This is a genomic window from Pseudomonas sp. 50_B (assembly GCF_017491625.1).
GTDB lineage: Bacteria > Pseudomonadota > Gammaproteobacteria > Pseudomonadales > Pseudomonadaceae > Aquipseudomonas > Aquipseudomonas danubii.
In genome coordinates, this window is record NZ_JAFGYX010000001.1 from 231,195 (window position 1) to 244,183 (window position 12,989).

Genomic DNA, 12,989 nt, shown 5'->3' on the forward strand with positions numbered 1-12,989 from the left:
TTCAGGGCATGACGAACCCGCCGTTGACCGGCAGGGTTTGTCCAGTGATGAAACGGGCAAGGTCGGACAGGGCGAACAGCACCGCGCCGCTGACGTCCTCGGGCAGTTGCGGGCGTTGCAGGGCGCGCTGTTCCAGGTACAGGCGATGGCGCGCCTCGGGTACGTAGGCGGTGGCTTCCACTTGCACCAGGCCCGGGGCGATGGCGTTGACGGTGATCCCGTCGCCGCCCAGCTCCCGCGCCAGGCTGCGGGTCATGGCGATGATCGCGCCCTTGCTGGCGACATAGGCCAACAGGTTCGGCGCGCCCCACAGCGGCGTGTCCGAGGCCAGGTTGACGATGGCCCCGCGCCCGCTGGCGCGCAGGGCCGGCAGGCAGCCCTTGGTCATCAGCCAGGTGCCGCGCACGTTGACCTGCATCACCTGATCCCAGGTTTCCAGGGTCAGTTGCTCGCAGCTCTTGCCCCCGGAATGGGTTATCGAGGCGTTGTTCACCAGGCCGTCGAGGCCACCCAGCAGCTCCACGGCGGCGTTGATACAAGCGTCGATGGCGTCGGGGTTCGCCAAGTCCAGGCTCAGGGCGCGGACATCCAGGCCCTGGTGGCGCAGGTCGACGGCGGCCTGTTGCACCCGCTGCTCCAGCACATCGGCAATCACCACCCGGGCTCCGGCGCGGGCGATGGCTTCGGCGAAGGCGTAGCCCAGGCCACGGGCGCCACCGGTAATCAGGACCCGACGGTCCCGCAGCAGATCGTTTGGGGTGTTCATCATTGGCTACTCAACATGGCTTTGGGCAGGTAGTGCAGGACGCGTTTTTCCGCCCAGACCACGGCGCCGTAGGCGATCACCCCGATCAGCGTCAGCATGACGATGGCGACGAACACCCCGGCGGTGTTGCCCTGGCCCTCGGCGTCCACCAGGAGGAAGCCCAGGCCCTGGTTGCCGCCCACCAGCTCGCCCACCGTGACCCCGATCACCGCCAGGGTCGAGGCGATGCGCAGGCCGGAGAACAGCGCGGCCATGGCCGAGGGAAACTCCACCAGGCGGAAGATCTGCCAGCGGCTGGCGCTCATGGTGCGCACCAGATTGATCATGTCCGGGTCCACGGTGCGGATCGCCGACAGCACGTTGATCATCACCGGGAAGAACACGATCAGGATGGCGATCAGGATCTTCGGGTAGACGGTGTAGCCCAGCCACATCACGAACAGCGGGGCGAAGGCCACCTTCGGCGCGATCTGCAAGGCCAGGATGTAGGGCGAGAGCACCGCCTCGGCGGTGGGCGACAGGCCCAGGGACACGCCGATGGTCAGGCCCAGGAAGGCGCCGAGGGCGAAGCCGACGATGATTTCCAGGGCGGTGACCAGGGTGTGCTGCCAGAGGTTGCCGGTCTGCCACATGACCAGGCTTTCCTGGGCCACGCGGCTGAGCTTGGGCATGACAAATTCCGGCATGCCCAGCAGGCCCGGGCCCCACTGCCAGAGCAGCAGGAACACCAGCAGCAGCGCGGCGCTGCCGAGCACGGAGTGATTGAGGGTTTTCATCCGGGGTTGTACCTCGCGAGGGGCGGCGCTCATTGCGCAGCCACCGGGCTGTCGATGAACTGGTTGGTGTAGAGGTCGTCGAGCCTGGGTTCCTGGCTGACGATGCCTTCGCTGACATAGAACTGGCGCACCTGCTCCAGGCGCTGGGGATCGATGCGCCCCAGCACCTGTTGACCGGCATAGACGTGCTCGACATAGAGCTTGAAGATCCGCTCCAGAGCATCCTCCTTGCCGGCGTAGGCCGGTACTGCCTGGGCGAAGGTCAGGGCCGCGGCGCGCGGGTCCTGGATGATGTCGCGCATGCCTTGCAGGGTGGCCTGGACCACCCCGCGCACCAGTTCCGGCTGGTCGCGGATCGCCGTGTCGGAGGCGAGGATCGCCTGGGCCATGCTTTCGAAGATCTGTTCCCGGGGAATCAGTTGCACCTTGATCCCGGCGTCCTCGGCATTGATCACCCAGTCCGGCACCGCGGCCATGGCCTGGGCCTTGCCGGCGGAAAACAGCTGCCAGACCCCGGACGGGCCAGCGGCCTGGATGTCCACATCGCTCTTGCTCAGGCCGGCTTTGCGCAGGGAGGCAAGCAGCGCGTAGTAGGTGGTGTCCGAGTAGGACATCACGGTCAGGGTCTTGCCCTTGAGGTCGCCGATGGCCTTGATCCCGGCGTTTTGCGGTGTGGCGATCAGGGTCACCCCGCCGGCCCCCAGCAGTGCCACCGCGCGCACCGGAATGCCATTGGCCCGGACCACGATCGGGGTGTCGCCGATGGCGCCGCCCATCAGCGCGTTGCCGGCGCCGATCTGCTTGGCCACGTCGACCCCGCCCTTGGCGGCGATAAAGGTCAGGTTGAGGTTGCGGGCGGCGTAGTAGCCCTTTTCCTTGGCGATGATCCACGGCGCGAACGCCGGCAGGTTGGGTGGCGCCGGCAGCAGGTAGGTGACCTCCTGCGGGGCGGCCAGCGCGCCCTGCGCCAGGGTCAGGCCGAGGGCGACAGTAGCGGTGCGGCCGAGTCTTTGAAGCAGCGACTTGAGCATGGGTACTCCTGAATCGGTTGCGGCCTGAGGGCCTTGATCAATGCAGTTCGAGGTCCTGGCCGACTTGCAGCAGCTCCATCAGACGCCCCACCAGCGGGCCGATCTCCGGCAACTTGCGGCGCTCCAGAGGGTTGTCCCGCAGGGGCAGGTCGACGCTGATTTCCTCGACGATGGTTCCCGGGCGGGCGCTCATGACCAGCAGCCGGTCGGACATGGCGATGGCTTCCACCAGGTCGTGGGTGATGAACAGCGCGGTCTTCCCGGTGTCGGCCAGCATCCGCGCCATGTCCTGTTGCAGGATCATCTTGGTCTGGGCGTCGAGGGCCGAGAACGGCTCGTCGAGGAATAGCACCTGGGGGTCGATGGCCAGGGTCCGGGCCAGGGCGGCGCGCTGGCGCATGCCGCCGGACAGCTGGAACGGGTAGTGCTCGGTGAAGCCCTTGAGGTGGCAGCGTTCGAGCAAGTCATTGGCCACTGCTTCCCGGGCGCTGGCCGCCACGCCCTGGATCTCCAGGCCCAGCTCGACGTTACGGCGAATGCTGCGCCAGGGCATCAGCAGGTCTTTTTGCAGCATGAAGGCCACCCGGCGCACCGGCCCGGTCACCGCCTCGCCGCCCACCAGCACCTGGCCTTCGCTGGGCAGGTATAGGCCCGAGCCCATATTGAGCAGGGTGCTCTTGCCACAGCCGGAAGGGCCGATGATCGACACCACCTCGCCGCGGCGGATCTTGAAACTCACGTCACGAATGGCAAAAGGCGCGCTGGACTGACCCTTGCTCGGAAAACACTTACCGACTTTGCGAAATTCGATTTCAGTCGGTGCCAACTCTTCCTGAGGAACAGGGGTATTCCATTGCGGCACGACGGCGTACATCTCTTTCACAGCCATTGGGATAGTTCTCAAGTCTGTTTTATAGGTGATACGTCGTTTAGTGCATGAACAATGCCAGTGAATTTAAGATCTGGTTTTAAGTTATAAAAATCGTTATTAATCAGTTACTTGTAATAAGTAATTTGATTTTTGCTGTGTTTTATATATGAAACGATGTTTATTATCTGGCACGAAACTGCCCAACACTTGGAAGTGGCCTGGGAAGTTGCGAGAGAAGAAGGCTTTGCGGGTAACGGGAAAAACGCGATAAATGCCTTGTTTGTTTTATATATGAAACATGGCACGCGCCAGTCAGCGGCTCTTCATATAAGAGCAGCGGCACCGCAATGATCTATTGCCGAAAGTATCGGGGTGCAAGACGTATCGGGTTACAGCCAGAAGGTTTCATGCCGCTCCTGGAAGTTGTGTATTTCACCCTGTTCCAGCAACTGGCGAATCCACGGCCCCAGCAGATCCAGCGAGCTGTCCAGAGGCGTGGGCCGCTGCCAGCGCAGCGGCACCCGGGCAAAGCGTTGCTGGTTGGCGCTGACGTTCTCCAGGATCTGCCGGTCCTGCTTGAGGATCACCTTGAACAGCGGCTGCAGCACGCCGCGTTTGAGCCAGCCCGGCAGGCGGCCCTGGGCTGTGGCGATGCGGGCGAACAGCCGCAACTGGCCCTCGGCGGCCGGGCTCAGCCAGGCGCTCACCAGCAGGTTGAGCCGGCCCTGGCGGTCGCGGTATTCGATTTCCGCCAGCCCCGGCAGACGAAAGCGCCCCATGCTCAGGCCGCGTTCGCCTTCGAACAGCCGGGAAATCAGCCCGGATTGGGTGCCTTCTTCGCTGTACTGCGCTTCAACCCCGTCTTCGAGCCGATGCACCCAGGCGCGAATGCGCTGGCGCTGGCGATCGTGGCGAATCCAGCCGGCGTGCACGAAGTGGGTGTGGAAACCGTCGAGGAAGTTCTCCGCGGCGTCCTGCAAGCTGCACTGCACCCGGTCGCTGATCCAGAACACATCCAGGGCCTGGGCCTGTTCGGCGGCGGCTACTGGCGGCTCATCCGGCCGCTCGCTGGCAAGGCTGGCCCACACCAGCCCCTGGGCTTCGCAGCTGTGCAGCGGCTGCAGCAAGGGCTGGCTGCAACGCTGCTGCTCCAGCCCGGGCAGTTGAGTACAACGGCCCTGGGGATCGAAGCGCCAGCCGTGGTAGGGGCACTGGATCTGCCCGTCGCGCACCCGGCCGGCGCTCAGCGGCGCAAAGCGATGGGGGCAGCGGTCCGGTAATACGGCAGGGGCGCCCTCGGCGTCGCGAAACAGCACCAGCGGCACGCCGTGCAGGGTGCAGGCCAGGGGCTGCTTGTGCAGTTGCCGGCTGAGGGCGACGGGCCACCAGCCCGAGTGACTGTTCACAGTTTGAGCTTCCTCATCAGCGGTACGCCGATCCGTTGCAGCAGCATCCCCATCAGTTGCCACACCAGCCTGCGCGGCCAGGGCAGGTGGGCGACGTGGATCAGGCTGTATTCGATTTCGGGCTGGCCGCCACGCAGGCGCTTGAAGGCGGCGGCGCCGGAGCTGAAGTTGAGCACCTGACGGCGGTTCACCGCTTCTTGCAGGCACAGCCTTGTCAGTTGCCGGTACAGCCCGGCGCGCTGGGGCAGGGCGGTGTCGTAGCCAACGATGGGGGTGCTGATCAGCGCGCTGTTGGCGAACCAGCCCAGGGCGCCGTCGATGCGGCCTTCGGCGTTGCGCAGGGCGCGCACTTGCAGCCAGCCTTCGGCCTGCCCGCGTTGCAGCCATTGGGCGCTGTAGTGGGGGTTGAGGCGGCTGTATTTATCCAGGTACAGCAGGTTGTACAGCTGCTCGATGCGCTGGAAGTCGGCTTCGTTCAGCTGGCTGCCGGGCACCACTGTATAGGGGCTGCGACGCAGCAAGGTGGCGTCCAGACGAGTGTTGTGGTGGCGCAGGAAGGCTGAATTTTCGCCCTCGCGGCCGTCGAACAGGTACACCTGGCGGCTGGGAATCGCCAGGTAGCCCAGGGCTTGCAGGCGCTTGCGCAGGGCGCGGTTGCTGAAGTCGTTGAGCGAGCGAAAGCCAAAGCCGTGGTCGGGAAACGCCCGGCGCAGCAGCTCGGTGATTGCCGGCAAGTCCGCGCCGTCCCAGTCGGCCGGGTACAGGTTGGTGGACAGCAGCCAGTTGTTGACCTGCACCAGCCGGTCGACCTTGGCCGCGCTCAGCAGCCGGTCTACGCCCTGGGTCAGCAGCCTCAGCGGCCGGGCCAGCCAGGGCCGTTTCAGGCGCTGCAGTTCTTCCCGGGCATAGCCGCTGTAGGCGGTTTGCGGCGACACCACGTAGCAGTTATCCACAGGGTCGTGGCCGTGGTTGATGCTCACCGGGAACTGATGATGGCCGGTGTCCAGCAGGGCCAGGGCGGTGCTGACGTTGCCGATCAGCGCGCCGCCGGCGCAGGTGCGCACGTACTGCCGGGCGTGGCTGTCGTCGGCGCTCGTGGGCTCAAGGGCCAGTTGCTCGGGCATCCACAGCTTCATCGGCGCGTTGCCCCCAGGGGCTGGCCGTTCCATTCGATATCGGCGGTGGAGGCGGCCAGCAGCCCGCAGCGGCGGGTCAGGGCGCGGCCGATGATCTCGCTCAGGCTCAGCAGCTGGGCGGTCAGCGGGCCACGGTCGCCGTCCTGGACGATCACGTCTCGGGCTTGCCGGTAGTCGTGCCAGAACGCCCGGCTCAAGGCCCGTTGCGGCGCGGCCAGAAGCAGCATGGCCAGGGCGATCATCCTGGGTTCCAGGGTCGCCTCCAGCGCAGCGCCGGCTTCGCTGCCCAGCGCCGCTACCAACGGCACACGCTGATCGTCGAACAGGTGCACGCCGCTGGTGGCCCTGGGGTTGCACTCCAGCACGTGGAAGCGGCCGTGCGGGTCCTCGATGAAGTCAAAACCCACCTGCCCGGTGTAGCCGGTGGCCCGGCCGAACTGCTCCAGGAAGGCGCGGATCGGCGCCGGGGCGCAGCTGTGAAAGTAGATTCCCGAGCCACGCCCGACCCGGTAGCGCGGCTGGTAGCTGCTGTGGGCGCGCAATTGGCCGTCCACCAGCACGCTGAAGCTGCAGTATTCCTGGCCGGGGACAAACTGCTGGGCCACCCAGGGCGCCTCGCTGCTGGGCCGGACTTTCGCCAGTTGCGCCGGGCTCGGGCGGATCAGGGTCTGGGAGGCGAAGCGCGAATAGGCCGGCTTGAACACCAGGGCGTCGTGCTCGGCGGCCAGGGCCTGCAACGCGGCCGGGTCATGCAGCACTCGGGTCGGCGGCGCGGCCACGTCCCAGCCCTGGGTCATGGCGGCGAAATCGCCCTTGTGGTGCAGGCGGTGCAGCAGCTCGAAATCGCTGGTGAACACCCGGCACAAAGGTCGCAGGCGCTCCAGGCCGTGGGCCAGGTAGAACACCTCTTCGCAGGTGGGCAGCAGCAGGTCGATGGCCTGTTGGCGGATGACCCCGGCCAGGGCCTCGATCCAGGCATCCGGGTCGTGGCGCGGCTCCGGCAGGCGCACGAAGTGCTCGGCGGCGCGGCTGAAGCGGCTCAGGGGCTGGGCCAGGGAATCGGCCACGGTCACCGTCCAGCCGGCTTGGCTGAAGGCCCGGGCCCACTCCAGGCAGGCCGGGGCCCGGGCGCCGAGAATCAATACACGCATGGCAGTCCCTCGGGTAGTTGCAGCATCAGCAGGCGGCGTCTTTTCGTCTGTGGCGGCGGCGCCTGCCAGTGGCCGAAGCTCAGCTGCGGCGCCTGCAGCCCCTGTTGCGCGCAGAGCTCGGCGAGGGCCTCGCTCAAGCGTTGGCACAGCCCGTGGTAGTCGCCCGAGGTGCGCAGGTTGACCTGCCAGAGCAGTCCGCGCTGGTGGATCTGGTATTCCTCAAGCGTCGCCCCGAGCATCAGCAGGGCCCGGCGCAACAGGTCGGGGTAGAGCGGTGCCAGCTGCTGGCCGTCGAGCCGCGGCAGCCAGAGGATCTCGTCGGCGCGGCCTTCCACGGCGGCGATGGCCCGTTCCGCGCGGCCACAGGGGCAGGGCGCGTCGGCCACTCGCAGGATGTCGTTGAGGCGATAACGCACGATCAGCTGCGTACGCCGGGAAAAGTCGGTGATGATCGGCTGAAAGCGCGTGCGCTCAGGGTCCAGCCACTGCGGCTCGATGTGCAGGTGGCTTTCATTCAGGTGCAGGGTGCCGGCCTCGCAGGTGTAGCCGAGGAAGCCTTCGCTGGCCTGATAGATCTGCCGGGGCTTGAGCCCGAAGGCCTGCTGTACCACCTCGGCGTCGGTAGTTTCCAGCACTTCGGCCACCGACAGAATGTGCCGGGGGCGGATCGTCAACTGCCCGGCCAGGGCCGCCTGGGCCAACCCGCGCAGCACCGTGGCCGGGGCCACCAGCACGTCCGGGTTCTGATGGTTGAGGCGTTGCAGGGAGGCGCTCAGGCCCAGGGTCAGGTCATGAAAGGCGAAGTCGATGCGGCGGCTGGCCAGGGTGGTGTACAGGCGGCTGTTGGCTCGCAGGAAGAAGGCGATGCGCAGCGGCGCCAGCCAGGGGCACAGCAGCCGGGGCAGCAGGGCCCGGGGCAGGGTCCGCGCCAGCAGGATGCCGGCCCAGCGTTGGCGTTCCACGCTGCTGACCAGGAAGACCCCCTGGGCCCCCGAGGTGCCGCTGGACAGGCCTACGGTGATGTCCCCCAGGGTCGGGCTGAAGTCCCGGGAACGCTCGGCCTGCAGGGCCACCGGTAATACTTGTTCCAGGCTCAGGGCGCGGGTGTTGTAGCCGGCGAAATCGCTCATCAGGCTGGCCTTGTCCATGATCGGCAAGCTGTGCAGGCCATCGTGGGTCAGCCCGTTGAAGCGCTGGCCACGGGGCATGACCCGCGCCATGAAGTGCTTGAGGCGTCGGGCCTGCCAGGCTTCCAGGCGCTCGCGGCGACGAAAGCGCAGGGCGTAGCGGCTGAACACGAAGGCGCCGATGCTGCGCAGGGTGCCCAGCAGGCGTTCACTGTTCATGGGCGAACGCCTCCCAGGCCTGGGTGCAATGGGACGGCAGCACCGCCACCGCCGGTTCGCGGCGGATCAGCTGGCCCAGGCCTCTGTAGGTGCGCACATATTGCTGACGGTCGGCGCTGGCAAACCACAGTGCCGGGGCGGCGGGCAGGCGTTCGGCGCGGCAGGCCGGCACCGACCAGCAGGCGTCGGCCACCAGGAACACCGGTCGGCCCTGGGCATCGGGGATGAACAGGCCCAGCTGGCCTTCGCTGTGCCCGGGCAACGGCACGCCGATCAGGCTGCCATCGCCGAACAGGTCCAGGCCCTGCTCGAAGGGTGCTATCCAGCTTGGCAGCGCACAGCTGGGGCTGGCTTCGGCCAGGCGCAGGCGGGCGCTGAAGTCGTCCGGCAGCAAGCCCGGCAGATGGCCGCCGAGGGTGGCGCGCCAACGCTGACCGCGCAGGCTGTCGATATGCCGGTAATCGGCTTCCAGGGCAATGAAACGCGCGTTGGCAAAGTCCCGCAGCCCGGCGATATGGTCGGCGTGGAAGTGGGAAATGATCACATGGCGGATATCCCCCGGGCCGATGCTCAGCTCATGCAACTGCGCCCCCAGCTGTTCGGCCACCGGCAACTGCACCGGCACCGCACTGCGGTACAGGCGCTCGGGCAGGGCGCGGGTGGCCTGGAAGAAGTGCTCGGCGTAGCCGGTGTCGTACAAAATCCAGCCGTGGTCCGGGTGCTGGATCAGCCCGCACAGGGCCGGAAACTGCACCGGCGCCAGGCGCCCGCCACGGTCGGCCATGCATTCCAGATGCTGGCACCAGCCGGCCCGGAGGATCTTCAAACTCACGCTGCGGCTCATGCTCGTTGCCTCTGTTGGGCCAGCCACCATTGGGCGTGCTGGGCGATGCCCTGGTCCTGGCTGATCACCGGGCGATAGCCCAGCTCGCGCTGGATGGCGCTGATGTCCAGGGTCTGACTGAAGGCCAGGACGCCGGCGCCGTAGCGGGTGATCAGGGGTTCGGCGCCGTTGCCCAGGCGCGCCTTGAGCTCCAGCAGGTGCGCCACGCCGTGCACCAGGGGCCAGGGCAGGCGGCGGGTGCGCAGCGGCAGCTGGAAGTGCTCGGCCATCTGTTGCAGCAGGTCCTTGAAGGCCAGCGGCGTGCCATTGCTCAGGTTGTAGACGCACAGCGGGCGCGGCAGGGGCCGGGTCAGGGCCAGCCACACCGCGTGCACCAGATTGTCGACGCAGGTCAGGTCCAGCTGGGCCCGACCGCCGCGCATCAGCGGAATCGCCCCGCGCTGCATCACCCGCAGCAGGCGCGGCATCAGGGTTGCGTCCCAGGGGCCGAACACCGCCCGGGGCCGCAGGATCACGCACTCGGGCAGCTTGGCGTCTGCCAGCAGGGTTTCGGCCTGGGCCTTGCTGCGGGCGTAGTCGTTCACCGGGTTTGGCAGCGGCTGGTCTTCGCGGATACCCAAGCGGTCGCTGAAGTCGAAGTACAGGCTCGGGGTGGAGATGTGCACCAGCCGCGGGATGCGGTTCTTGCCGCAGGCGTGGATCACCTCGGCGGTGGAGTCGAGGTTGGCCCGGGCAAACGCCTGGGGCGACCCCCAGGGTGACGACAGGGCGGCGCAATGCACGATGGCGTCATGCTCGCGGCTGGCGTCGGCCAGCAGGCGCTTGGCCAACGGGCTGCCGTGCTCCAGCGGCAGCCAGCGCACCGGCGCCGGGCTGTGGGCAATCACCTCGGCCGCCGCCTCGGGGTTGCGCCCGCTGAACTGTACCTCACAGCCTTCGGCGGCCAGCTTCCAGACCAGATGCCGACCGATAAAACCGGTACCGCCGGTGACCAGGATCTTCATCAGAACTCCAGGATCATGCCGCCGAGGGACAGGCCCGCGCCGGTGCCGATCAGCAGCAAGGTGTGTCCGCGTTGAATGCGCCCGTCGCGCACCGCGATGTCCAGGGCGGTGGGCAGCGAGGCCGCCACCTGATTGCCGTGCTGGGCAAAGATATCGATGACCTTGTCCGGCCCCAGGCTCAGGCGCTTGGCCGCATGCTGCATGGCCTGCTGGCTGGCTTGATGAGGGATCACCCAGTCGATTTGCCCAAGGGAGAGCCCGGCTTGCAGCAACAGATCGTCCATCAGGTCCGGCAGGTGTTTGGCCGCGAGACGGAACACGCCCTTGCCCTGCATGGCGAAGCTGGTCAGGGGCTCGAACGGCACGTCGATGCGCCGCGGATGAAAGCGCGAACCGCCGGCGGGGATCTGGCACAGCGCCGCGCCTTCGGCGTAGGTCTTCAGGCGCGAGGCGAGGAGCTTCTGCCCGCCATGGCCCGGGCCCAGCACCACCGCCGCCGCGCCGTCGCCGAAGATGCCGCAGACCTCCACCTGCTGCCAGTCCAGGCCGCAGGAAGCGATATCGGCGCACACCAGCAGCACGCGCCGGTAATGCCCGGCCTGGATCGGCCAGGACAAGGTATCCAGGGCGGCGATAAAGCCCAGGCAACTGGCGTTGATGTCCATGGCCGGAATGCCCGACTGCCCCAGGCCCAGCTCCCGTTGCAGCAGCGCGGCGTTGCAGGGCATGCCCTGGTCCTGGGTGCCGCTGGCGCAGACGATCAGGTCCAGCTGGCCAAGCTCCAGGCCGGCCGCCTGCAGGGCCTGGCGCGCGGCACGGGCGCCGAGGCTGGCGGCGGTGTCCGCAGGATCGGCGACGTGGCGCTGCTGCACCCCGCTGATGCGCGCCACGCTACCGGCTTCCAGGCCGAGCTGGCGGTCCAGCTCGGCACTGCTGACCACCCGCTGCGGCAGGGCGTGGCCGGTGCCGAGGATGGCCAGGGCGCGGGCCGGGCGGGGGGAGGACGCTGATGTGTGCATGCAAATTCCGTGTGTGGGGCGTCGGGGGAGGCTTGGTCAGGTGGCGGACGGCGCGACCGGGCATTGGCTCAGAAAGGCTTGCAGCCCTTGCTGATACTCCTCGGCGTCCATCAGTTCGCTGTGTTTGGCGATGCAGTAGCCCATGTTCTTGCGTTGCAGCTCGGCACAGGCCACGACGTAGAAATCGGGGGTTTCCCGCAAGTGAACAACCTGTTCCCAGGCCAGGCCGCTCTGCTTGCCCCGGGCCTTGCTCAGGCTGAAACCCTGGTCGTCGAAGCTCAGGTGGTAAGTGCCCTCGGCCGCCTTCAGCGGCGCGCGCAGGCGGGCTTCGATCAGGCGCTGGTTCACACCCTGCAAAGGCTTGCCGGGCTTGGCGTGATGGGCGGCGATACGGGCGTGCAGGTGGGTGAGCCAGCGCTTGGAAAAGCGCCACCAGAGCATGCTGAAAATCAGCACGAACACCAGCATGGCAATGACTTTTTCCGGGGTGAAACGCTGTTCGGGGAAATAGATCGCCAGGCCGCCGCCGATCAGGCAGAGGGTGAACATCAAGGGGCCGATCAGTCGGGTCTGCCAACGGGCGACGCTGGCCATGATCCGCGCCTGCTGCTGGTCCTGCCTGAGCATTTCCTGGGGCAGTTGTTCGGCGAGCCGGGCTTGGGTGTTGGCAGAGGTGATGCTGTAGTGCAATTCCATGGAGGAGCGAGTCCGAGGTCCGTGTTCGGTGAGGGCGGCAGTCTACCGACTTCTGAGCTGTGGGTAGCAGCGGCGTATGCACCCAGGTCGCCCCTCTGCTCAGGCGGGGAACTGCTCTGTATGCCGCTCTACCCACTGATACAGGCGTTCGTCCAATAGCGGCCGCTGTTGCTGGAAGTGATCCTGGCAGCGGTTGAAGAGCGGGTCCTGGTTGATGCGCATGGCCAGCTCGACGGGGCCTTCGCTTCCGCCATGGGCGGCTCGTAGCTGCTGCTGGCGCTGATCGGCCTGCTCCAGGGTGACCGCCAGGTCGTCCAGTTGCAGGAGCCTGAACTGAGCGATGGCCTGGGACAGGTGAAAGTGCAGGGCGCTGTCGAAACCTTCCCAGCCCTCGAAGGCCAGCCACTCGTGCAGGATCATGAAGCAGCGCGGTGCTGGGGGCAGTTGCTCCAGCGCTGCGAAATCCAGCCAGTACTGACGCGGCAATTGCTCGGCGGTTTCGATGGCCTGGGCGATCAGGTCCAGGGCCTGGCCCGGGTCCCGGTGATGTTTGCGCAGAATGCGCTGGGTCAGGGTGAAGCGCGCTTCTTCTATAGCGTGCAGGGCGCGGTTCAGGTCGTAAGCGGCGTTGAGCAAGTGCTCCCGGGCTTGCTCTTGGGGCAAGCCGGACTTTTCTACCAGCACTTGCAGCAGATCGGATTTGTACAGTTCGGCGGCTTGCTGCGGATTATTGGCGCAGCGGGCGAGCAGGGCCTGGGCGTGGCGCAGGCCGATGGGGATCAGGTGGCGTAGCTGTTGCAGAGCTTGGGTGTGCGTCGGGTCCATCGACAGGGTGCCTTGGTCGTCATTGCCGGTGGCGGCGGGAGGCTGATTATCCACCGTGCCGAGCAAAACCTGTAGCCGCTGCCGCAGGCTGCGAACGGCCCGAAGGGACGCGGGGTTC

General features: G+C 66.9%; 13 protein-coding genes. All 13 read right to left on the bottom strand.

Annotation, left to right across the window (positions count from 1 at the left end; genetic code table 11):
* Nucleotide 1: 1 nt before the first annotated feature.
* The 13 genes from J5M73_RS01115 to J5M73_RS01175 all read right to left on the bottom strand — a co-directional run bounded on the left by J5M73_RS01115 (nucleotide 2) and on the right by J5M73_RS01175 (nucleotide 12,925).
* The gene (locus J5M73_RS01115; RefSeq protein ID WP_102862533.1) at nucleotides 2-766 is read right to left on the bottom strand and encodes an SDR family oxidoreductase; all 765 of its coding nucleotides are present in this window, start codon (nucleotides 764-766) and stop codon (nucleotides 2-4) included.
* Nucleotides 766-1,542, bottom strand: coding sequence for an ABC transporter permease (locus J5M73_RS01120; RefSeq protein WP_102862338.1), 777 nt, complete (start codon nucleotides 1,540-1,542; stop codon nucleotides 766-768). Before J5M73_RS01120 ends, J5M73_RS01115 begins: the two co-directional genes overlap by 1 nt.
* Before the next feature lie 29 nt (nucleotides 1,543-1,571).
* A complete protein-coding gene (locus tag J5M73_RS01125) occupies nucleotides 1,572-2,573 on the bottom strand; it encodes an ABC transporter substrate-binding protein (protein ID WP_102862337.1) in 1,002 nt (333 codons plus the stop codon).
* A 37-nt stretch (nucleotides 2,574-2,610) separates the two neighbouring features.
* Entirely contained in the window at nucleotides 2,611-3,447 is an 837-nt protein-coding gene (locus J5M73_RS01130; protein ID WP_162884164.1) for an ABC transporter ATP-binding protein, read from the bottom strand.
* A 386-nt stretch (nucleotides 3,448-3,833) separates the two neighbouring features.
* Nucleotides 3,834-4,850 (bottom strand): aromatic ring-hydroxylating dioxygenase subunit alpha, encoded by a 1,017-nt coding sequence (locus J5M73_RS01135; RefSeq protein ID WP_102862335.1) that lies wholly within the window; start codon nucleotides 4,848-4,850, stop codon nucleotides 3,834-3,836.
* Nucleotides 4,847-6,019 carry a hypothetical protein gene (locus tag J5M73_RS01140; RefSeq protein ID WP_243433623.1) on the bottom strand — a complete coding sequence of 391 codons (1,173 nt, stop codon included), beginning with the start codon at nucleotides 6,017-6,019 and terminating at the stop codon, nucleotides 4,847-4,849. The genes J5M73_RS01135 and J5M73_RS01140 overlap by 4 nt, the downstream gene beginning before the upstream one ends.
* Nucleotides 5,983-7,137, bottom strand: a complete 1,155-nt coding sequence (locus tag J5M73_RS01145; RefSeq protein ID WP_115581232.1) for an ATP-grasp domain-containing protein — start codon at nucleotides 7,135-7,137, stop codon at nucleotides 5,983-5,985. The genes J5M73_RS01140 and J5M73_RS01145 overlap by 37 nt, the downstream gene beginning before the upstream one ends.
* Nucleotides 7,125-8,483: a F390 synthetase-related protein gene (locus J5M73_RS01150; protein WP_207814939.1), complete on the bottom strand. Its 1,359-nt coding sequence runs from the start codon at nucleotides 8,481-8,483 to the stop codon at nucleotides 7,125-7,127. Before J5M73_RS01150 ends, J5M73_RS01145 begins: the two co-directional genes overlap by 13 nt.
* Entirely contained in the window at nucleotides 8,473-9,327 is an 855-nt protein-coding gene (locus tag J5M73_RS01155) for an MBL fold metallo-hydrolase (RefSeq protein ID WP_102862331.1), read from the bottom strand. Before J5M73_RS01155 ends, J5M73_RS01150 begins: the two co-directional genes overlap by 11 nt.
* On the bottom strand, nucleotides 9,324-10,331 hold the full coding sequence (locus tag J5M73_RS01160; RefSeq protein WP_207814940.1) for an NAD(P)-dependent oxidoreductase: 1,008 nt from the start codon (nucleotides 10,329-10,331) through the stop codon (nucleotides 9,324-9,326). Before J5M73_RS01160 ends, J5M73_RS01155 begins: the two co-directional genes overlap by 4 nt.
* The gene (locus J5M73_RS01165; protein WP_102862329.1) at nucleotides 10,331-11,350 is read right to left on the bottom strand and encodes a beta-ketoacyl-ACP synthase 3; all 1,020 of its coding nucleotides are present in this window, start codon (nucleotides 11,348-11,350) and stop codon (nucleotides 10,331-10,333) included. Before J5M73_RS01165 ends, J5M73_RS01160 begins: the two co-directional genes overlap by 1 nt.
* 36 nt (nucleotides 11,351-11,386) lie before the next feature.
* Nucleotides 11,387-12,046, bottom strand: a complete 660-nt coding sequence (locus tag J5M73_RS01170; protein ID WP_102862328.1) for a YcxB family protein — start codon at nucleotides 12,044-12,046, stop codon at nucleotides 11,387-11,389.
* A gap of 99 nt (nucleotides 12,047-12,145) precedes the next feature.
* Nucleotides 12,146-12,925 (bottom strand): hypothetical protein, encoded by a 780-nt coding sequence (locus J5M73_RS01175; RefSeq protein ID WP_240321938.1) that lies wholly within the window; start codon nucleotides 12,923-12,925, stop codon nucleotides 12,146-12,148.
* Nucleotides 12,926-12,989 lie beyond the last annotated feature (64 nt).

Excerpts from the sequence above, each read along its gene's own strand:
- J5M73_RS01115 (WP_102862533.1), bottom strand. The coding sequence starts at position 766 with ATGAACACCCCAAACGATCTGCTGCGGGACCGTCGGGTCCTGATTACC.
- J5M73_RS01120 (WP_102862338.1), bottom strand. The coding sequence starts at position 1,542 with ATGAAAACCCTCAATCACTCCGTGCTCGGCAGCGCCGCGCTGCTGCTG.
- J5M73_RS01125 (WP_102862337.1), bottom strand. The coding sequence starts at position 2,573 with ATGCTCAAGTCGCTGCTTCAAAGACTCGGCCGCACCGCTACTGTCGCC.
- J5M73_RS01130 (WP_162884164.1), bottom strand. The coding sequence starts at position 3,447 with ATGTACGCCGTCGTGCCGCAATGGAATACCCCTGTTCCTCAGGAAGAG.
- J5M73_RS01140 (WP_243433623.1), bottom strand. The coding sequence starts at position 6,019 with ATGGAACGGCCAGCCCCTGGGGGCAACGCGCCGATGAAGCTGTGGATG.
- J5M73_RS01145 (WP_115581232.1), bottom strand. The coding sequence starts at position 7,137 with ATGCGTGTATTGATTCTCGGCGCCCGGGCCCCGGCCTGCCTGGAGTGG.
- J5M73_RS01150 (WP_207814939.1), bottom strand. The coding sequence starts at position 8,483 with ATGAACAGTGAACGCCTGCTGGGCACCCTGCGCAGCATCGGCGCCTTC.
- J5M73_RS01155 (WP_102862331.1), bottom strand. The coding sequence starts at position 9,327 with ATGAGCCGCAGCGTGAGTTTGAAGATCCTCCGGGCCGGCTGGTGCCAG.
- J5M73_RS01160 (WP_207814940.1), bottom strand. The coding sequence starts at position 10,331 with ATGAAGATCCTGGTCACCGGCGGTACCGGTTTTATCGGTCGGCATCTG.
- J5M73_RS01165 (WP_102862329.1), bottom strand. The coding sequence starts at position 11,350 with ATGCACACATCAGCGTCCTCCCCCCGCCCGGCCCGCGCCCTGGCCATC.
- J5M73_RS01170 (WP_102862328.1), bottom strand. The coding sequence starts at position 12,046 with ATGGAATTGCACTACAGCATCACCTCTGCCAACACCCAAGCCCGGCTC.